Genomic DNA, 19,344 nt, shown 5'->3' with positions numbered 1-19,344 from the left:
GCGTTAGAGGTGCGTTGTTTGCACTGGCCTTTTCGCGAGCAAGCCCGCTCCCACACTGGATCTGTGGCGTACACAAAACCAGTGTGGGAGCGGGCTTGCTCGCGCATGAGGCGACGCGTTCTTCGGGTCAGTCCGTGTTCTGCGGATTCAGCCAGCCACGCACGCGACGGAACAATTGCTCCTGTTCAGCCTTGTTGTCCGGCAACGCCTTGAGCGCCACCTGGCTGAACGCCGACGTCTTCAAGCGCTTGCTCGCTTGCATGCGTTCCAGCGCCGCCTGACGATCCAGCGCCTTGTCCATGTAGAAAAGATCAGCGGTCGGCAATTTCAGTGTCGGCGTCAGTTCCGCCAGGGGCGGCTTGGCCTTGGTCGGGGTTTGTGCATCGACCATGACGAATTTCTCGACCTGCGCGGTTTGTCTCTCGCTCAGAAAGCGCGCCGCCCAATAGGCGCCGGTGCCGTGACCGAGTACGACAATGTGCCGGGCGCTTTGCTGTTCGGCGTAAGCGATGGCGGCGTCGATGCGCGCGAAGATTCGCTCGGCATCGGCTTTGCTTTGTTCTTCCGTGGTTTCGGCGACAACCTGATCCGCCACTTCCGCTTCACCGCCAGCCGCCTGTTCGATCGGTTGCGCGGTGGTGGAATCCTTGCTGCCGCTTTCCGGCGCCTTGGGTGCCGCCGGCGCTGCGATCACGCGGGGTGCGATCGCGTCGCTTTGCAGATCGGGCAGGGTGATACTCAGGCTGCTCCATTCCACGTCGGGCAATTTGCGCCGTAATGGACCCACGGCTTGCGGCCAGTCAGCGGTTTCGCCGGCGCCGGGAATAATGATCACCGCGCCTTGGGGCTCGGCGGTGTTGGCCGGTTTCCACAGGGCGAGAAAGCTGTCGCTGCCGGCCTGCAACTGTTGCTGTTCTTGCGCCGGGACTTTACGTTCCAGTGCCGCCGCTTCTTCCTGACTACGCTCAAGCAATGGCTGGCGTTCGGCCGGTTTTTCTTCAGCGGGTTTTTCCGCAGCGGCGGCAGGCGCCGGATCGGCCGCATTGACGGAAAACGCACAAGGCAGGATCAGCGACAGGCACAATGCTGGCATTGCCAGGCGGTAGACAGAGGGCATTGGTTATTCCAGGCCAGAAAAGTATCCCGGCAGCCTAATGGGTTGGTCAGAATTTGTCAGTGTATGAGACTTCAATGAAGCGATTTTGCTGCCTGTGGGTTATCGGCTGTTTGTGGCTTCCCTTGATGGGCTGGGCAGCGCCTGCGCCACCGGCACACATCGCGCAGTTGTCCGCCGGTCAGCAGCAATGGCTGGCGCAACACAACGAATTGCGCGTCGGCCTGGTGTTGCAGGCGCCGTACGCGCAGTACGACCGACGCTTGCAGCGTCTGTCCGGGGCCAACGTCGAGTTGATGAAGTCGCTGGCCAAGGCACTCAACGTCGAATTGAGCTGGCGTAATTTTCAAGATCTGGCGCAACTGGAAACGGCCGTGCGCGAGGGCGAAATCGATCTGGCGCCGGGACTCACGCAGACGCCGAGCGCGTTGCGCCTCTGGCAGTTTTCCGATCCTTACATGCGCGTGCCGCAACTGGTGGTCAGCGATCAGAAAGCCAGCGGCGTGGTGGAGCTGGAAAAACTCGACAGCCAGACCCGCATTGCCGTGCGCATGCCGAGTACGACAGCCGATTATTTGCGGGGCAACTATCCGCACCTGAATCTGCAAGGTGTGCCGATGGAGCGTCAGGCCTTGCAGTTGCTGCTGAGTCAGCAGGCGTCTTACGCCGTGGTCGATGAGGCGCAGCTCGGGCGTCTGTCGGCCGAACCCGAATTTGCCGAACTGGTGGTGGTTGGCGACATCGGTCTGCCGCAACTGCTGCGCGTGGCTTCTCGACGTGACTGGCCGGAACTGGCCGGTATCGTCCAGAGCGCCTTGCGTGCGATCCCGGCCAAGGATCTCGAACGCCTGCACAATCAATGGCTGCAACCGAAATACCCGCGATTGTCGGAGTCGCCCGGGTTCTGGCAGAACCTCAGTCTGCTGTTTGCCGTGATGCTGCTCAGTTGTGTGGCCATCGTTTTCTGGCAGCGGCGCCAACAGCACAGTCTTGAGCAGCGGCTGCTCGCCGCGCGTGAAGACATTGCCCTGCGCGCCGCCAGCGAAGAGGCGTTGCGTCTGACGCAGTTTTCCATCGATCAAAGCACCGTCGGCATTCTCTGGGTCAATTGGGACAGCCACGTGCGCTACGCCAATCGCGCGGCGGAGCACATGCTCGGTTATCCCGCAGGCGGCCTGATCGAACGGCCGCTGATCGACTTCGAGCCCGGTCTGCACATGGATCGCTGGCTCAACCTGTGGAAGCGCGCGCGGGCCAGTGAAGAGGGACCGTTGAGTTTCGAGACCAGTTGCGTGCGCGCCGATGGCAGCGTGCTGCCGGCGGACGTGTCGCTGAGCTTTCTGCGCTTTCGCGACAGTGAATATCTGGTGGTTTATCTCACCGACGTCACTGAGCGCCGCCGCGCACTGGCAGCGTTGCAGGAAAGCGAAGCGCGCCTGCAAGGTATTGCCGCCAACGTGCCGGGGCTGGTGTTCCGTCTGGAGCGAGCGCCGGTGACCGGGCAGATCGACTTTGCCTACATCAGTGAGGGCAGTGAAAGTCTGGTCGGTTATTCGCCGGCGGCGATCGCTCACCGCGACATGGGTTTGCGCAGTCTGGTGCACCCGGACGACAAGGCCAGTTATCACCAGACCCAGGATCAGGCGCTGGACACCGACCGTGACTGGTCGTGGCAGGGCCGCATTGTTACCCGCCAAGGCGAGCAGCGCTGGGCTGAAATCAAGGCCATTACCCGACAACTGGAGGATGGCGCTTACGTCTGGGATGGCATCGTCTGGGACATCACAGAGAGCAAGCGCATCGAGCTGGAGTTGGCGGCCTCACGTGAGCAACTGCGTGAATTGTCGGCGCACCTTGAAAGCGTGCGCGAAGAGGAAAAGGCGCGGATCGCCCGTGAGGTGCACGATGAGCTGGGGCAGATGCTCACGGTATTGAAACTGGAGACGTCGATGTGCGAACTGGCCTACGCACAACTGGATCCGGGCTTGAACGAACGCTTGAACAGCATGAAGCGCCTGATCGCCCAGTTGTTCCAGCTGGTGCGCGATGTTGCGACGGCGTTGCGGCCGCCGATTCTCGATGCCGGGATTGCTTCGGCAATCGAATGGCAGGCGCGACGCTTCGAGGCGCGCACGCAGATTCCGTGTCTGGTGCAGGTGCCGGATAATCTGCCGACGCTGAGCGATGCCAAAGCCATCGGCCTGTTCCGGATTTTGCAGGAGGCGCTGACCAATGTGATGCGTCACGCCCAGGCGCATACTGTCGAACTGACGCTGGCGCTGGAAGGCGACGAGTTGTGTCTGACGGTCAGTGATGACGGCGCAGGATTTGTCGCCGCTGCGGGCAGGCCGACATCCTTTGGACTGGTGGGCATGCGTGAGCGGGTGTTGATCATGGGCGGTTCGTTGTTACTCGACAGCGAGCCGGGCGAGGGCACCACACTGAGTGTGCGAGTGCCACTGGATGAGGAGAAGTAAGTGATCCGTGTACTGGTAGCCGAAGACCACACCATCGTCCGTGAAGGCATCAAGCAATTGATCGGCCTGGCCAAGGACCTGCAAGTGGTGGGGGAGGCGAGCAATGGCGAGCAACTGCTGGAAACCCTGCGCAGTGTGCCGTGCGAAGTGGTGTTGCTGGACATCTCCATGCCCGGGGTCAACGGACTGGAAGCCATCCCGCGTATTCGTGCGCTGAACAATCCGCCAGCGATTCTGGTGCTGTCGATGCACGACGAAGCGCAAATGGCCGCCCGGGCGCTGAAGGTTGGCGCCGCCGGGTATGCGACCAAGGACAGCGATCCGGCGCTGCTGCTCACGGCGATCCGCAAGGTCGCGGCGGGTGGGCGCTACATCGATCCGGAGCTGGCTGACCGGATGGTCTTCGAAGTCGGCCTGACCGATACGCGACCGTTGCATTCGTTGTTGTCCGAACGCGAGTTCTCGGTGTTCGAACGCCTCGCCCAAGGCGCCAACGTCAACGACATCGCCCAGCAACTGGCGCTCAGCAGCAAGACCATCAGCACGCATAAGGCGCGACTGATGCAGAAGCTGAACATCACCTCGCTCGCCGAACTGGTGAAATACGCGATGGAACACAAACTCCTCTGAAGATCACGGCAATCAAAAACTGTGGGAGGAGGCTTGCTCCCGAAGACGATGTATCAGTTGCTGAAAGGTTGGCTGACCCACCGCATTCGGGAGCAAGCCCCCTCCCACATGAGATCCCCACCATGATCAGGATTGTGGGCATATCCATTAGCGACAGCCGCTTTTGCTTGTTCTTGCGGCTTGCAGCTCGACGCTTGCAACTGCCTTGTCCGTTAGCGTCATCCTTGTAGGGCAATCCCTACCCTCAACCTTCCATCCGGCTGAGGCGATTCTCTCCTGCGCCCCGATTTGCGTGCCTGCCGCCAGCCACTAGGCTTGATACACAAGCAGTCATCAACAACAAAGGTGTGGGTATGAGCCAGGTCGATTCAAACGCAGGGGCCAGCGATGTGCTGGTCAGCTTTCGTGGAGTGCAGAAGAGCTACGACGGCGAGAACCTGATCGTCAAAGACCTCAACCTGGACATTCGCAAGGGCGAATTCCTCACCTTGCTCGGGCCGTCCGGCTCCGGCAAGACCACCAGCCTGATGATGCTCGCCGGTTTCGAAACCCCGACCGCCGGCGAAATTCTTCTCGCCGGGCGCTCGATCAACAACGTGCCGCCGCACAAGCGCGACATCGGCATGGTGTTCCAGAACTACGCGCTGTTCCCGCACATGACCGTCGCGGAAAACCTTGCTTTCCCGCTGACCGTACGTGGTCTGAACAAAAGCGATGTCAGTGACCGCGTGAAGAAAGTCCTCAGCATGGTCCAGCTCGACGCATTTGCCTCACGCTATCCGGCGCAGTTGTCCGGTGGTCAGCAGCAACGTGTGGCATTGGCCCGCGCCTTGGTGTTCGAACCGCAACTGGTGTTGATGGATGAACCACTCGGCGCTCTCGACAAACAACTGCGTGAACACATGCAGATGGAAATCAAACACCTGCACCAGCGCCTCGGCGTGACCGTGGTCTACGTGACCCATGATCAGGGTGAAGCGCTGACCATGTCCGATCGCGTTGCAGTATTCCACCAAGGCGAAATCCAGCAGATCGCCCCGCCGCGCACGCTCTACGAAGAACCGAAAAACACCTTCGTCGCCAACTTCATCGGCGAGAACAACCGACTCAACGGTCGCCTGCTCAGCCAGAGCGGCGAGCGCTGTGTGGTCGAGTTGGGCCGTGGCGAGAAGGTTGAGGCGCTGGCGGTCAACGTCGGCCAGACCGGCGAACCGGTGACCTTGTCGATCCGCCCGGAGCGCGTCAGCCTCAACGGCTCGAGCGACCAATGCGTCAACCGCTTCTCAGGGAGGGTGGCGGAATTCATCTATCTGGGCGACCACGTCCGGGTGCGCCTGGAGGTCTGCGGCAAGACCGACTTCTTCGTGAAACAACCGATTGCCGAGCTCGATCCCGCGCTCGCGGTCGGCGACGTGGTTCCGCTTGGCTGGCAGGTCGAGCACGTTCGCGCGCTTGATCCGCTTTTAGAGGCGCACTAAACGCCCCGGCAATACCAACACCAACCCTGCACGTGGAGAGAACAATAAATGTTGAGATCCCTGAAGTTCACCGCCCTGACTCTGGGCCTGATGGGTGCGGCCAGCGCAATGGCCGCAGGTCCTGATCTGACCGTGGTTTCGTTTGGCGGGGCGAACAAGGCTGCGCAAGTCAAAGCCTTCTATGCACCGTGGGAAGCGGCGGGCAACGGCAAAATAGTCGCCGGCGAATACAACGGCGAAATGGCCAAGGTCAAAGCCATGGTCGACACCAAGAGCGTCTCGTGGGATCTGGTGGAAGTTGAATCGCCGGAACTGTCCCGTGGCTGCGACGAAGACATGTTCGAGCAACTCGATCCTGCGCTGTTCGGCAAGACTGAAGACTACGTCAAAGGCGCAATTCAGCCGTGCGGCGTGGGCTTCTTCGTCTGGTCGACCGTGCTGGCCTACAACGCCGACAAGCTGAAAACCGCACCGACCAGTTGGGCGGATTTCTGGGATACGAAGAAATTCCCGGGCAAGCGCGGCCTGCGCAAAGGCGCCAAGTACACCCTCGAATTCGCGCTGATGGCCGACGGCGTTGCGCCGAAAGACGTTTACAAGGAACTGGCCAGCAAGGGCGGCCAGGATCGCGCGTTCAAGAAGCTCGATGAGCTGAAGCCGAACATCCAGTGGTGGGAAGCCGGCGCCCAGCCGCCACAATACCTCGCTTCCGGTGACGTGGTGATGAGCTCGGCTTACAACGGCCGCATCGCTGCGGTGCAGAAAGAATCCAACCTGAAAGTTGTGTGGAACGGCGGCATCTACGACTTCGATGCATGGGCCATCCCGAAAGGTCTGGATAAGGCGCGTGCGGACGCGGCGAAGAAATTCATCGCCTACTCGGTGCAGCCGCAGCAGCAGAAGACCTACTCGGAAAACATCGCCTACGGCCCGGCCAACACCCAGGCAGTACCGCTGCTGAGCAAAGACGTGTTGAAAGACATGCCGACCACCCCGGAAAACATCGCCAACCAGGTGCAGATCGACGTCAGCTTCTGGGCTGACAACGGCGAGCAACTGGAACAGCGCTTCAACTCCTGGGCGGCGAAGTAACCACAGCTTTACCTGTGTGAAGGCTTTTGTGTCGAGGGAGCTGGTGTGGCGAGGGGATTTATCCCCGTTGGGTTGCGAAGCAGCCCCGAAGCCATCCCACTCGGTGTGTCAGGAAAACCGGATTCTCAGGTTTACGACTGCTGCGCAGCCGAACGGGGATAAATCCCCTCGCCACAAAAGCTGGCCCCCACAGGTTGTGGTGTTTCAACACAACAGAGGTGGTTAGCCACCTCTGTAACGATCAAAGATTTGCGGAGTACGTCATGGCCACCGCCATTCCCCTGAACGCGGGCACCGACCCCACCCTGAAGCAGCGGCTCAAGCGCGCCGAGCGGGTTAACCGCTGGAAGGCCCAGGCGCTGATCGCGCCGCTGGTGCTGTTTCTGTTGCTGGTGTTTCTGGTGCCGATCGTGGCGCTGCTCTACAAAAGCGTCGGCAACCCGGAAGTGGTCGGCGGCATGCCGCGCACCGTGGCGGCCATCGCCAGTTGGGACGGCCGAGGCCTGCCCGCTGAACCGGTCTACAAAGCCGCCGGCGAAGACCTCGCCGAGGCACGCAAAAACCAGACCCTGGGCGATCTGTCCAAGCGCCTGAACATGGAGTTGGCCGGCTATCGCAGCCTGTTGACCAAAACCGCCCGGGCGCTGCCATTCGCCAGCGAGCCGTCCTCTTATAAAGAAGCACTCGAAGGCCTCGATGAGCGTTGGGGCGATCCTGCCTACTGGCAAGCGGTCAAACGCAACACCAGCAGTATCACCCCGTATTACCTGCTGGCGGCGGTCGACCACCGCATTGACGACCTCGGTGAACTGGCCCCGGCCACCCCGGATCAGGCGATCTACCTCGACATCTTCGCCCGCACCTTCTGGATGGGCCTGATCATCACCGTGATCTGCCTGGTGCTGGCCTATCCGCTTGCCTACCTGCTGGCCAACCTGCCATCGCGTCAAAGCAACCTGCTGATGATTCTGGTGCTGCTGCCGTTCTGGACTTCGATTCTGGTGCGAGTCGCCGCGTGGATCGTGTTGCTGCAATCCGGCGGATTGATCAACAGCGCGCTGATGGCGATGGGCATCATCGATAAACCGCTGGAGCTGGTGTTCAACCGCACCGGGGTCTACATCTCGATGGTGCACATCCTGCTGCCGTTCATGATCTTGCCGATCTACAGCGTGATGAAAGGCATCTCGCCGACCTACATGCGCGCCGCGATTTCCCTGGGTTGCCATCCGTTCGCCAGTTTCTGGCGGGTGTACTTCCCGCAGACCTACGCCGGTGTCGGCGCCGGTTGCCTGTTGGTGTTCATCCTCGCCATCGGCTACTACATCACCCCGGCGCTGCTGGGCAGCCCGAACGATCAAATGGTCAGTTACTTCGTCGCGTTCTACACCAACACCAGCATCAACTGGGGCATGGCCACGGCGTTGGGCGGGTTGTTGCTGCTGGCGACCGTGGTGCTTTATCTGATTTACAGCTGGCTGGTGGGCGCCAGTCGCCTGCGCCTGAGCTAAGGGGAATTAGAAATGCTGAGTCCTTATATGTCGCCCATCGAACGGGTGTGGTTCTACAGCTTGCGGATCCTCTGCGGCTTGATTCTGTTGTTCCTGATCCTGCCGGTGCTGGTGATCGTGCCGTTGTCGTTCAACTCCGGCAGTTTTCTGGTCTATCCGCTGCAGGGCTTTTCGTTGCACTGGTATCAGGACTTCTTCGCCTCGGCGGAATGGATGCGCTCACTGAAGAACAGCATCATCGTCGCCCCGGCCGCGACCGTGCTGGCCATGATCTTCGGCACGCTGGCGGCGATTGGCCTGACCCGTGGCGACTTCCCCGGTAAGGCGCTGGTAATGGCGCTGGTGATTTCGCCGATGGTGGTGCCGGTGGTGATCATCGGCGTGGCGAGTTATCTGTTCTTCGCGCCATTGGGGCTTGGCAACAGCTTTTTCTCGCTGATCGTGGTGCACGCAGTGCTGGGTGTGCCGTTTGTGATCATCACCGTGTCGGCGACGTTGCAAGGCTTCAACCACAATCTGGTGCGCGCTGCCGCAAGTCTTGGCGCTTCTCCGCTGACCACCTTTCGCCGGGTGACTCTGCCGCTGATTGCGCCGGGGGTGATTTCCGGGGCGCTGTTTGCCTTTGCGACTTCGTTCGATGAAGTGGTGGTAACGCTGTTTCTTGCGGGTCCCGAGCAGGCGACGTTGCCTCGGCAGATGTTCAGCGGGATTCGCGAGAACCTGAGTCCGACGATTGCGGCGGCGGCTACGTTGCTGATCGCCTTCTCCGTAATTTTGCTGCTGACCCTGGAATGGCTGCGCGGGCGCAGCGAAAAATTGCGTACCGCCCAGGTTTAAGATCGCAATCGGTCAAAAATGTGGGAGGGAGCAAGCCCCCTCCCACAAGGGATTTGTGTTGTGTGTGGAGTTTTGGGGCATTCATGGTGTGAATGGCAGACAACCCCAAAACCCCAGCTAACCTTGTGCTCAGCTCCCACATTTATAAGAGGCTGCGCACGATGAGTCTGTCCCAGTTCAAAATCGCTCACAAACTGATCACCGGCGCCGCAGCCATCGAGCAACTGGCGGCCGAACTGACACGCCTCGACATCGACAACCCACTGATCGTCACCGATGCCGCTCTGGTCAAGTCCGGCACCGTCGAGTTGGCGCTGGTGCAACTCGGCGGGCGCGAATACGAGATTTTCGACCGCGTGCTGCCGGACCCGGAAATCGCCATCGTCGAAGACTGCATGCGCGTGTACCGCGAAGGCGGGCATGACGGCTTGATTGGCCTCGGTGGCGGCAGTGCTATCGATATTGCCAAGAGTGTTGCGGCGTATGCCGGTTATCACGGCGCGCTGGAGGATCTGTTCGGCGTTGACCAGGTACCGCGCAAAGGCCCGCCGCTGATCGCCATCCCGACCACCGCCGGCACCGGTTCGGAAGTCACCAATGTCGCCATCCTTTCGGACAAGGTCGCCCAACTGAAGAAAGGTATCGTCAGCGACTTTCTATTGCCGGACGTAGCGTTGGTCAGTCCGCAGATGACCCTGACTTGTCCACGCAGCGTCACCGCCGCCAGTGGTGTCGACGCGCTGGTGCATGCCATCGAGTCCTATCTGTCGGTGAACGCTTCGCCGATTACCGATTCGCTGGCCATCGGCGCGATCAAACTGATTGCCAACGCGTTGCCCAAGGCCTACGCCAACGGCGCCAACCTGCAGGCGCGCGAAGATATGGCCACTGCCAGCCTGATGGCCGGCATGGCATTCGGCAATGCTGGCGTCGGCGCGGTGCATGCGTTGGCCTATCCGCTGGGCGGGCGCTTCAACATCGCTCACGGGGTCAGCAATGCCTTGCTGCTGCCGTATGTCATGACCTGGAACAAGATGGCCTGTGTCGAACGCATGCAGGATATTGCCGAAGCCATGGGGGTGAAGACCGCTCATCTGAGTGCCAGCGAGGCGGCGGACAAAGCCGTGCAGGCGATGACCGATTTGTGTATGGCAGTGGAAATTCCCGCGGGTCTGCGCAGTTGCGGCGTGCCGGAAGAGGCCATCCCGGCAATGGCCGTGGAGGCCGCAGGCATCGAGCGCCTGATGCGCAACAACCCGCGCAAACTCAGCGCTGCCGACATCGAGAAGATCTACCGCGCGGCGTACTGATCCGGCATCGACCACCCGTCATGGCATAACCCAATCATCGCGGTCACGGTGCGCGCGTCCAAGCATGAGGCTACAATGCGCGCCATCGTGATTTAGCTCAGAAAAGGTGCGTCATGCAGCCCTTCGTAATTGCTCCGTCGATTCTCTCCGCCGACTTCGCCCGCCTCGGCGAAGAGGTGGACAACGTTCTGGCCGCCGGTGCCGACTTCGTTCACTTCGATGTCATGGACAACCACTACGTGCCCAACCTGACCATTGGCCCGATGGTCTGCGCGGCATTGCGCAAATACGGCGTCACCGCGCCAATCGACGCGCACCTGATGGTCAGCCCGGTGGATCGCATCGTTGGCGACTTCATCGAGGCCGGCGCCACTTACATCACTTTCCACCCGGAAGCCACGCTGCACGTCGATCGTTCGCTGCAACTGATCCGTGAAGGCGGCTGCAAATCCGGTCTGGTGTTCAACCCGGCAACCCCGCTGGACGTGCTCAAGTACGTGATCGACAAGGTCGACATGGTCTTGCTGATGAGCGTCAACCCGGGCTTCGGCGGGCAGAAGTTCATTCCCGGCACCCTCGACAAACTGCGCGAAGCGCGGGCGATCATCGATGCCTCGGGCCGTGACATCCGTCTGGAAATCGACGGCGGCGTCAACGTCAACAACATCCGCGAAATCGCCGCCGCTGGCGCCGACACGTTCGTGGCCGGTTCGGCAATCTTCAACGCGCCGAACTATCAGGAAGTCATCGACAAGATGCGTTCCGAGCTGGCGCTGGCACGTCCATGAGCGGTTTTGAGCAGCTGTTCCCGGGCAAACTGCCACGGTTGGTGATGTTCGATCTGGATGGCACGCTGATCGACTCGGTTCCCGACCTGGCGGCGGCGGTGGACAACATGCTGCTCACCCTCGGCCGCCAACCGGCGGGCGTCGAAGCAGTACGCGAGTGGGTCGGCAATGGCGCGCCGGTGCTGGTGCGCCGCGCCTTGGCGGGTGGCATCGATCATTCCTCCGTGGATGACGTCGAGGCCGAGCATGCGCTGGCAGTGTTCATGGAAGCCTACGGTGCCAGCCATGAGCTGACCGTGGTCTATCCTGGCGTACGCGACACCCTCAAGTGGCTGCACAAACAGGGCGTGGCCATGGCGCTGATCACCAACAAGCCGGAGCGCTTCGTCGCGCCGTTGCTGGATCAGATGAAGATTGGCCGCTACTTCAAGTGGATCATCGGCGGCGACACGCTCCCGCAGAAGAAACCTGATCCGGCCGCGCTGTTCTTCGTGATGAAAATGGCCAACATTCCGGCCTCGCAATCGCTGTTCGTCGGCGACTCGCGCAGCGACGTGCTGGCGGCGAAAGCAGCGGGGGTCAAATGTGTCGCGCTCAGTTACGGCTACAACCATGGCCGGCCGATTGCCGAGGAATCCCCGGCGCTGGTGATCGACGATCTGCGCAAGCTAATTCCCGGTTGCCTCGTTACGGCCGCTGAGATAACGTTGCCCGACGCTTCTCAATCCCCTTCTGGAAACGCCATCGTGGTGGTCACTCGCAAACTCTGGATGAAAGTCATCAAGGCCCTGGCCCGCTGGCGTTGGCGCGCCTGACTTGTTCCTGGCCGGCCTGCCGGCGCGTTTGCACACCTGACTGATTTGCACCTCACACCACGAGGCACCTTATGATCCGCGAAGAATTCCTGCGCTTGGCCGCCGACGGCTACAACCGCATCCCGCTGGCCTGCGAAACCCTGGCCGACTTCGACACGCCGCTGTCGATCTACCTGAAACTGGCCGACCAGCCCAACTCCTACCTGCTCGAATCGGTGCAGGGTGGCGAGAAATGGGGGCGTTACTCGATCATTGGTCTACCGTGCCGCACTGTGCTGCGGGTTCATGACCATCACGTCAGCGTGACCGTCGATGGCGTCGAGACCGAAAGTCACGACGTTGAAGACCCGCTGGCCTTCGTCGAAACCTTCAAGGCCCGCTACAACGTGCCAACCATTGCCGGTCTGCCGCGATTCAACGGTGGTCTGGTCGGTTATTTCGGTTACGACTGTGTGCGTTATGTCGAGAAACGCCTGGGCAAATGCCCGAACCCGGACCCGCTGGGCGTGCCAGACATTTTGCTGATGGTTTCCGATGCGGTGGTCGTGTTCGACAACCTCGCCGGCAAGATGCACGCGATTGTGTTGGCCGACCCGGCGCAGGCCGATGCTTTCGAACAAGGTCAGGCGCAATTGCAGGAGCTGCTGGAGAAACTGCGCCAGCCGATCACCCCGCGTCGTGGCCTGGAGTTCAGCAAGCAACAATCGGCTGATCCGGTATTCCGTTCGAGTTTCACCCAGGACGACTACGAAAAAGCCGTCGACACCATCAAGGAATACATCCTTGCCGGTGATTGCATGCAGGTCGTGCCGTCGCAGCGTATGTCGATCGACTTCAAGGCCGCGCCGATCGATCTGTACCGTGCACTGCGTTGCTTCAACCCGACGCCGTACATGTATTTCTTCAACTTCGGCGATTTCCACGTCGTCGGCAGTTCGCCGGAAGTGCTGGTGCGGGTCGAAGACAACCTGATCACCGTGCGCCCGATTGCCGGCACGCGTCCGCGTGGCGCGACCGAAGAAGCGGATCTGGCACTGGAAGAAGACTTGCTATCCGACGACAAAGAAATCGCCGAGCACTTGATGCTGATCGATCTGGGCCGTAATGACACCGGTCGCGTTTCGGAAATCGGTTCGGTGAAGCTCACCGAGAAGATGGTCATCGAGCGTTATTCCAATGTGATGCACATCGTTTCCAACGTCACCGGCCATTTGAAAGAAGGGCTGACGGCGATGGATGCACTGCGGGCAATTCTGCCGGCGGGCACTTTGTCTGGTGCGCCGAAAATTCGTGCGATGGAAATCATCGACGAACTGGAACCGGTCAAGCGTGGAGTGTATGGCGGGGCGGTCGGTTACTTCGCGTGGAACGGCAACATGGACACCGCGATTGCCATCCGTACCGCAGTCATCAAGAACGGTGAACTGCATGTGCAGGCCGGTGGCGGCATCGTTGCCGACTCGGTACCGGCGCTGGAATGGGAAGAAACCCTGAACAAGCGCCGCGCGATGTTCCGCGCCGTGGCCTTGGCTGAGCAAACTCCGGAAAGCTGAGCCGGACATAGTATTTGTGGGAGGGGGCTTGCTCCCGAAGTGGGTAGGTCAGTCAGATTAATGTCGACTGACCCACTGCCTTCGGGAGCAAGCCTCCTCCCACACTTGTTTTTGCAGGCCTGCGATCTTTTGCGCTTAGAAATCCAGCGCTACACCAACGTTGATCCCTTGCTGGGTAAAGTCATCATCCTTGCGAATGTTGTAACTGGCGCGCAACGCCAGTTCCTTGGTGAGGTTGTGGCTCACGCCCAGGTTCAAGCGATTGAGGTTGGTCTGCGGGGTGTAGCCCGCCAGGGTGTAGTGGTTGTTCGGCAGGCTGTTGAGATTCATCGTCACATTCTGGGTGTCGTCGTTGTACTCACGCTCGTGAGCCAGTTCGCCGAACACCTGGGTTTGCGAAGTGATCTGATATTTGCCCTGAAACCCGAGGCCCAGACGCCGGGAGATGCGTGACTGGTCATCGAAGGTCAGCGCGGTCGAGTCAGCGCCGTTTTCCGAGTAGCCATCGACTTCAACCTTGGCGAAATCCGCGCTGACGAAAGGCGACAGGTGCCATGGGCTGCTCGCCTCAGGCGCGATGTCGTAACCCACCCGGCCGCTGAACGCCAGAACGTAGCCATCGGTGTCACCCTTCTCGCCGCGCTCGTTGACGCCCAACTGGAATTTACGTTTCAGGCTGTCGTAGTCCAGATGTCCGGCGGTCACCGCCGCGTCACCCCACCAGCGATTCTCCTGATACTGAGCGAATGCAGTGCCCATGTAGGTGTTCAGCTTGTAGTCCGAGTCGTTATCGCCCGCTTCGAGTTTCTGATTGTAGAAACCCGCCGCCAGACCCACGCGCCAGGCCTCGTTGAGGCGATAGCTGCCGCCGATGTTCAGGTTGTAGCCGTTGCCGTCGGCGCTGGCGCCGCTGTCTTGGGTGTCGAAGTCCTGATGCTGGCCACCGCCGGCGACAATGGCTCGCCACTGGCCAACGCCTTGCCAGTTCTGCCAATCGGCCAGCCATTGGTTGCGCAATTCATCCTGATGCGAGCGCAAGGTGCCTTGCGCCATTTGCGGCAGTAAAGTCGCTTCCCACGGCGCGGCCAGCAGCGAGTAGGCGTAGTCGGCAATCAGGCGTTGCCCGGCTTCGGTAGGGTGCACTGCGTCGTTGTAGATCAGCTTGGTCGGATCCGGCGTCGCACTGTTGATCCCGTACCGGGCGTTTTCCGTGCAGCTGTTGCCGCTGAAGCAGGTGCCGACCAGGTTCTGGTCAGTGGCCAGACCGAACTGCGCCGGATTGGCGAACGCCTCTTTCAGCAGTACCGGAACGTTCAGCGGGATAACGTTGGCATTAACGCCCTGCAACTGGCTCACCAGTTCAGTGTTGAACTGGGCGCTGAGTTGCGAGGTGAAGGCCTGTAACGGTGAGCCGTTGATGGCCGGGGTCAGGCCGATGTCCGGCAGCAGCCAGACCATGATGTAACGGGCGCCTGCACCTTGCAGCGTGCGTACGCTGTCGACCAGGCGATCGGCGGCGGCATTCGCCTGAGGAATACTGGTGACGCGGCCCTGCAGGAAGTCATTGCCACCCCCGGTCAGGTAATACAGGGCATTCGGGTCAGCCCGGAAACCGTTCGAAGGCAGATAACCGGTGCGGGTGCGTTCGCCGGTGGCGGACTGGCTAGTGATCGAGTCGAGAATCTGGTCGGTGCGATAGCCACCCACTGCCCAGTTATTGCCGTCCGGCAAGCCTTGGTCGGGACGTACGGTGGAGGATGACGCGGCGGTCTGGTCTGGAGTGAATCCGAGGCGGCCGCCGAGCAGTTGCGTGGCGTTCAGGGAGTAGAACTCACCGCTGCCGTTCTGATAGTTCGGGCCGGTGCGGTTGGTATAGCGTGTGCCCGACCCGGCAGGGCCGCCGCTGTCGGTGAATGTCCCGGCATCGCTGAGGCTGTCGCCAAAGACCACGAAGTTCGAGTAAGGATTGGGTGCAGCATTCGCCTGGGCGCAGGCCAGTGCGAGCAGGCAACTGGCGAGCGGTACAAACAACGTCTGTTTGATCATGAGCAAGTCCGTTTATTTATTGTTGTAGGTGAACGAAACGACAGTACCAAAAACTTCCGGCGTTTTGCCATCGGTCGCGAATCCTCCCCCGGTTTTATCTCCCGCAAGCCCCGCCATATTGCACGCTCTGCCCAGCTAAGTTACTGTGCCGGAACGTATGAACGAGACCTTCCCCGTGTTGATCACCAGCAAACTTCTGGATCAAGTCATCAAGGCACACGCCCGCTGGCGTTGGCGCGCCTGAATCTTTTCTGCCGGCTCCGCCGGATCTGTATCGCTTTGCCTTCCTTGCCCGTTTGAAATGCCGCTTTGCCGACGCCACTGGCGCGTCCGACATCGTGCAGCGCCCTGCGGGCAAGTCACCTGAAGGCTGTCTTCTAGTCAGAATTCAAGAGGTTCGAAACGCCATGTTGCTGATGATCGACAACTACGACTCCTTTACTTACAACGTTGTGCAATACCTCGGCGAGTTGGGTGCCGAAGTCAAAGTCGTGCGCAACGACGAATTGACCATCGCCGAAATCGAAGCGCTCAACCCTGAGCGGATCGTTGTATCCCCAGGCCCATGTACTCCGACCGAAGCTGGCGTCTCCATCGAAGCCATCAAGCACTTTGCCGGCAAGCTGCCGATCCTCGGCGTCTGCCTCGGCCACCAGTCCATCGGCCAGGCCTTTGGCGGTGACGTAGTGCGTGCCCGGCAAGTGATGCACGGTAAGACTAGCCCGGTATTCCATGAGGACAAGGGCGTGTTCGCGGGACTGAATCATCCGCTGACCGTTACCCGCTACCACTCGCTGATCGTCAAGCACGATACTTTGCCCGATTGCCTGGAGCTGACCGCGTGGACGCAACACGATGACGGCAGCGTCGACGAAATCATGGGCCTGCGTCACAAGACCCTGAACATTGAGGGCGTACAGTTCCACCCCGAGTCGATCCTGACCGAACAGGGTCATGAACTGTTTGCCAACTTCCTCAAACAAACCGGCGGCACGCGCTAAGGACTTCCCATGAATATCAAGACAGCCCTGAGCCGTATCGTCGATCACCTCGATCTCAGCACCGATGAAATGCGCGACGTGATGCGCGAAATCATGACCGGCCAATGCACTGACGCGCAGATCGGCGCGTTCATGATGGCCATGCGCATGAAAAGCGAGAGCATCGACGAAATCGTCGGCGCCGTGTCGGTGATGCGTGAGCTGGCCGATCAGGTCGAACTCAAGACCCTCGACGGTGTAGTCGATGTGGTCGGCACCGGTGGTGACGGTGCGAACATCTTCAACGTGTCGACCGCGTCTTCCTTTGTTGTCGCAGCGGCCGGTTGCACCGTGGCCAAGCATGGCAACCGTGCGGTGTCGGGCAAGAGTGGCAGTGCCGATCTGCTGGAAGCCGCCGGCATCTATCTGAACCTGACGCCGGTTCAAGTCGCTCGTTGCATCGACAACGTCGGTATCGGTTTCATGTTCGCCCAGACCCATCACAAAGCCATGAAGTATGCCGCCGGCCCGCGCCGCGATCTCGGCTTGCGTACGTTGTTCAACATGCTCGGCCCGCTTACGAATCCGGCCGGTGTGAAACATCAGGTGGTAGGCGTGTTCACTCAGGCTCTGTGCCGGCCACTGGCCGAAGTCTTGCAGCGTCTGGGCAGCAAGCATGTGCTGGTGGTGCATTCGAAGGATGGTCTGGACGAGTTCAGTCTCGCCGCGCCGACCTTTGTCGCCGAGCTGAAGAACAACGAGATCACCGAGTATTGGGTCGAGCCGGAAGACTTGGGCATGAAAAGCCAGAGCCTGCACGGTCTGTCGGTCGAAGGCCCGGAAGCGTCGCTGGCGTTGATCCGCGATGCCCTCGGCAAGCGCAAAACCGAAAACGGTCAGAAAGCCGCCGAAATGATTGTGCTCAATGCCGGTGCGGCGTTGTACGCCGCCGACCTGGCCAGCAGTTTGAAACAGGGCGTGGAGCTTGCGCACGACGCTTTGCACACTGGGCTTGCTCGGGAAAAACTCGAGGAGCTGGGTGCCTTTACCGCGGTATTCAAAGTGGAGAATGAGGGATGAGTGTACCGACGGTTCTGGAAAACATTCTGGCCCGCAAAGTTCAGGAAGTCGCCGAGCGTAGCGCTCGCGTCAGCCTGAGCGAGCTGGAAAGTCTGGCCAAGGCGGCCGATGCACCCCGTGGTTTTGCCCAGGCATTGCTGGCGCAGGCCAAGAAAAAGCAGCCGGCAGTGATCGCTGAAATCAAAAAGGCGTCGCCGAGCAAAGGCGTGATCCGCGAGAACTTCGTGCCCGCCGACATCGCCAAAAGCTACGAGAAGGGCGGGGCGACCTGTCTGTCCGTGCTGACCGACATCGACTACTTCCAGGGCGCCGACGTTTACCTGCAACAGGCCCGTGCCGCGTGCAAACTGCCGGTGATCCGCAAGGATTTCATGATCGATCCGTACCAGATCGTCGAAGCCCGTGCGCTGGGCGCCGACTGCGTGTTGTTGATCGTCTCCGCGCTGGATGACGTGAAAATGGCCGAGCTGGCGTCAGTGGCGAAAAGCGTTGGCCTGGACGTGCTGGTGGAAGTGCACGACGGCGATGAGCTGGAACGCGCACTGAAAACCCTCGACACGCCATTGGTCGGGGTCAACAACCGCAATCTGCACACCTTCGATGTCAGCCTGGAAACCACCCTCGATTTGTTGCCGCGTATTCCGCGTGATCGTTTGGTAATTACCGAAAGCGGCATCCTCAACCGGGCCGACGTCGAGTTGATGGAAATCAGCGACGTTTACGCGTTCCTGGTCGGCGAGGCCTTCATGCGTGCGGAAAGCCCGGGCACTGAGCTGCAGCGTCTGTTCTTCCCGGAGCGTGGCGTTCCGGTGAGCGGTTCGACCCTCGACTGATCAAGTCTTTGCAGGCACCCGCGTCCCTTGTGGGAGCGGGCTTGCCCGTGAAGGCGGCATAAGATTCACCTCAGACTCATCGTCCTACGGAAACCTTATGATCCCCACCTCCCTGACCATCGAAGCCGGGCTGCAAGCCGAACAGGATCTACTGGCCTCGATCTGCAGCGGCGACGCCGAATTCGGTCTGTTGTTCTGGCAGCCCAGCGACCGCGCCCTGGTCATGCCGCGCCGGCTCAATCGCCTGCCCGGTTTCGAGCACGCCTGCGAAGTCTCTGCCGCTGCCGGTTGGCCAGTCCTGCTGCGCGAAACCGGCGGTGAACCCGTTCCGCAATCTGCGGCCACCCTCAATATCGCACTGGTCTACGCCCCACCTCGCAGCGAAGGTGATCTGAACCGCATTGAAACCGGTTACCGGCGTCTGTGTGATCCGATCTGTGAACTGCTGGATGAGCTGGGCGGAGTTTCATCGGTGGGCGAAATCGACGGCGCGTTCTGCGACGGACGTTTCAACGTCAATCTCGACGGTCGCAAGATGGTCGGCACGGCCCAGCGCTGGCGCCAAAGTCAGGGCGGACAGCGTCCGGTTGGCTTGGTGCACGGTGCGATGCTGTTGGATAACGAGCGGGAATCGATGGTCGCTGCGGTCAACCGCTTCAACGAAGCCTGTGGCCTGGAGCAGCGGGTGCGTGCCGAAAGCCACATTGCGCTGCACGAGAAGTTTGCCGCGCCAACGGCATTGGCGCGTCTTGATGAGTTGTTTCGTTTGATGCTGGCGCAGATCTACAGCGCCTGACTGT

The 19,344-nt window shown here is 60.6% G+C and carries 16 protein-coding genes; 14 read left to right on the top strand and 2 right to left on the bottom strand.

Going from position 1 to position 19,344, the window contains the following annotated elements:
- Nucleotides 1-127 precede the first annotated feature (127 nt).
- The gene (locus tag F2P67_RS21200; protein ID WP_166223257.1) at nucleotides 128-1,117 is read right to left on the bottom strand and encodes an alpha/beta hydrolase family protein; all 990 of its coding nucleotides are present in this window, start codon (nucleotides 1,115-1,117) and stop codon (nucleotides 128-130) included.
- A gap of 74 nt (nucleotides 1,118-1,191) precedes the next feature.
- On the opposite strand from F2P67_RS21200, the gene F2P67_RS21195 reads away from it, so the two are divergent.
- The 10 genes from F2P67_RS21195 to trpE all read left to right on the top strand — a co-directional run bounded on the left by F2P67_RS21195 (nucleotide 1,192) and on the right by trpE (nucleotide 13,605).
- Entirely contained in the window at nucleotides 1,192-3,591 is a 2,400-nt protein-coding gene (locus tag F2P67_RS21195) for a PAS domain-containing sensor histidine kinase (RefSeq protein WP_166223254.1), read from the top strand.
- Nucleotides 3,592-4,221 (top strand): response regulator, encoded by a 630-nt coding sequence (locus F2P67_RS21190; RefSeq protein ID WP_003228820.1) that lies wholly within the window; start codon nucleotides 3,592-3,594, stop codon nucleotides 4,219-4,221.
- Between the two features lie 353 nt (nucleotides 4,222-4,574).
- Entirely contained in the window at nucleotides 4,575-5,699 is a 1,125-nt protein-coding gene (locus F2P67_RS21185; protein WP_158953271.1) for an ABC transporter ATP-binding protein, read from the top strand.
- A gap of 48 nt (nucleotides 5,700-5,747) precedes the next feature.
- Entirely contained in the window at nucleotides 5,748-6,791 is a 1,044-nt protein-coding gene (locus F2P67_RS21180) for an ABC transporter substrate-binding protein (protein ID WP_166223252.1), read from the top strand.
- 263 nt (nucleotides 6,792-7,054) lie between these two features.
- Nucleotides 7,055-8,302, top strand: coding sequence for an ABC transporter permease (locus tag F2P67_RS21175; protein WP_166223249.1), 1,248 nt, complete (start codon nucleotides 7,055-7,057; stop codon nucleotides 8,300-8,302).
- Nucleotides 8,303-8,314: 12 nt separating this feature from the next.
- Nucleotides 8,315-9,139, top strand: a complete 825-nt coding sequence (locus F2P67_RS21170) for an ABC transporter permease (RefSeq protein WP_166223246.1) — start codon at nucleotides 8,315-8,317, stop codon at nucleotides 9,137-9,139.
- A 161-nt stretch (nucleotides 9,140-9,300) separates the two neighbouring features.
- Nucleotides 9,301-10,449, top strand: coding sequence for an iron-containing alcohol dehydrogenase (locus tag F2P67_RS21165; RefSeq protein WP_166223243.1), 1,149 nt, complete (start codon nucleotides 9,301-9,303; stop codon nucleotides 10,447-10,449).
- 113 nt (nucleotides 10,450-10,562) lie between these two features.
- The gene (gene rpe, locus F2P67_RS21160; RefSeq protein ID WP_007918813.1) at nucleotides 10,563-11,237 is read left to right on the top strand and encodes a ribulose-phosphate 3-epimerase; all 675 of its coding nucleotides are present in this window, start codon (nucleotides 10,563-10,565) and stop codon (nucleotides 11,235-11,237) included.
- Complete coding sequence (locus F2P67_RS21155; protein WP_166223240.1) at nucleotides 11,234-12,052, top strand: phosphoglycolate phosphatase; 819 nt, start codon at nucleotides 11,234-11,236, stop codon at nucleotides 12,050-12,052. Before rpe ends, F2P67_RS21155 begins: the two co-directional genes overlap by 4 nt.
- 71 nt (nucleotides 12,053-12,123) lie before the next feature.
- Nucleotides 12,124-13,605 (top strand): anthranilate synthase component I, encoded by a 1,482-nt coding sequence (trpE, locus tag F2P67_RS21150; protein ID WP_166223237.1) that lies wholly within the window; start codon nucleotides 12,124-12,126, stop codon nucleotides 13,603-13,605.
- Nucleotides 13,606-13,740: 135 nt separating this feature from the next.
- Here the strand turns inward: trpE and estP are convergent, their stop codons facing one another.
- Nucleotides 13,741-15,651, bottom strand: coding sequence for an esterase EstP (gene estP, locus F2P67_RS21145; protein ID WP_166223234.1), 1,911 nt, complete (start codon nucleotides 15,649-15,651; stop codon nucleotides 13,741-13,743).
- Nucleotides 15,652-16,058: 407 nt separating this feature from the next.
- On the opposite strand from estP, the gene F2P67_RS21140 reads away from it, so the two are divergent.
- The 4 genes from F2P67_RS21140 (at nucleotide 16,059) to F2P67_RS21125 (ending at nucleotide 19,340) form a co-directional block, all read left to right on the top strand.
- Entirely contained in the window at nucleotides 16,059-16,652 is a 594-nt protein-coding gene (locus tag F2P67_RS21140; RefSeq protein ID WP_166223231.1) for an aminodeoxychorismate/anthranilate synthase component II, read from the top strand.
- A 9-nt stretch (nucleotides 16,653-16,661) separates the two neighbouring features.
- Nucleotides 16,662-17,711, top strand: coding sequence for an anthranilate phosphoribosyltransferase (gene trpD, locus F2P67_RS21135; protein WP_103304391.1), 1,050 nt, complete (start codon nucleotides 16,662-16,664; stop codon nucleotides 17,709-17,711).
- The gene (gene trpC, locus F2P67_RS21130; RefSeq protein ID WP_166223228.1) at nucleotides 17,708-18,544 is read left to right on the top strand and encodes an indole-3-glycerol phosphate synthase TrpC; all 837 of its coding nucleotides are present in this window, start codon (nucleotides 17,708-17,710) and stop codon (nucleotides 18,542-18,544) included. The genes trpD and trpC overlap by 4 nt, the downstream gene beginning before the upstream one ends.
- 97 nt (nucleotides 18,545-18,641) lie before the next feature.
- Nucleotides 18,642-19,340, top strand: coding sequence for a lipoate--protein ligase family protein (locus F2P67_RS21125; RefSeq protein ID WP_166223225.1), 699 nt, complete (start codon nucleotides 18,642-18,644; stop codon nucleotides 19,338-19,340).
- Nucleotides 19,341-19,344 lie beyond the last annotated feature (4 nt).

This window comes from Pseudomonas atagonensis (assembly GCF_011369485.1).
Lineage (GTDB): Bacteria > Pseudomonadota > Gammaproteobacteria > Pseudomonadales > Pseudomonadaceae > Aquipseudomonas > Aquipseudomonas atagonensis.
The sequence above is the reverse complement of the archived record's forward strand: the minus strand, read 5'-3'. Positions and strand labels throughout refer to the sequence as shown.

What these genes read in the sequence shown, in the direction of transcription:
- F2P67_RS21200 (WP_166223257.1), bottom strand. Translation starts at nt 1,117, where the DNA reads ATGCCCTCTGTCTACCGCCTGGCAATGCCAGCATTGTGCCTGTCGCTG.
- F2P67_RS21195 (WP_166223254.1), top strand. Translation starts at nt 1,192, where the DNA reads ATGAAGCGATTTTGCTGCCTGTGGGTTATCGGCTGTTTGTGGCTTCCC.
- F2P67_RS21185 (WP_158953271.1), top strand. Translation starts at nt 4,575, where the DNA reads ATGAGCCAGGTCGATTCAAACGCAGGGGCCAGCGATGTGCTGGTCAGC.
- F2P67_RS21180 (WP_166223252.1), top strand. Translation starts at nt 5,748, where the DNA reads ATGTTGAGATCCCTGAAGTTCACCGCCCTGACTCTGGGCCTGATGGGT.
- F2P67_RS21175 (WP_166223249.1), top strand. Translation starts at nt 7,055, where the DNA reads ATGGCCACCGCCATTCCCCTGAACGCGGGCACCGACCCCACCCTGAAG.
- F2P67_RS21170 (WP_166223246.1), top strand. Translation starts at nt 8,315, where the DNA reads ATGCTGAGTCCTTATATGTCGCCCATCGAACGGGTGTGGTTCTACAGC.
- F2P67_RS21165 (WP_166223243.1), top strand. Translation starts at nt 9,301, where the DNA reads ATGAGTCTGTCCCAGTTCAAAATCGCTCACAAACTGATCACCGGCGCC.
- rpe (WP_007918813.1), top strand. Translation starts at nt 10,563, where the DNA reads ATGCAGCCCTTCGTAATTGCTCCGTCGATTCTCTCCGCCGACTTCGCC.
- F2P67_RS21155 (WP_166223240.1), top strand. Translation starts at nt 11,234, where the DNA reads ATGAGCGGTTTTGAGCAGCTGTTCCCGGGCAAACTGCCACGGTTGGTG.
- trpE (WP_166223237.1), top strand. Translation starts at nt 12,124, where the DNA reads ATGATCCGCGAAGAATTCCTGCGCTTGGCCGCCGACGGCTACAACCGC.
- estP (WP_166223234.1), bottom strand. Translation starts at nt 15,651, where the DNA reads ATGATCAAACAGACGTTGTTTGTACCGCTCGCCAGTTGCCTGCTCGCA.
- F2P67_RS21140 (WP_166223231.1), top strand. Translation starts at nt 16,059, where the DNA reads ATGTTGCTGATGATCGACAACTACGACTCCTTTACTTACAACGTTGTG.
- trpD (WP_103304391.1), top strand. Translation starts at nt 16,662, where the DNA reads ATGAATATCAAGACAGCCCTGAGCCGTATCGTCGATCACCTCGATCTC.
- trpC (WP_166223228.1), top strand. Translation starts at nt 17,708, where the DNA reads ATGAGTGTACCGACGGTTCTGGAAAACATTCTGGCCCGCAAAGTTCAG.
- F2P67_RS21125 (WP_166223225.1), top strand. Translation starts at nt 18,642, where the DNA reads ATGATCCCCACCTCCCTGACCATCGAAGCCGGGCTGCAAGCCGAACAG.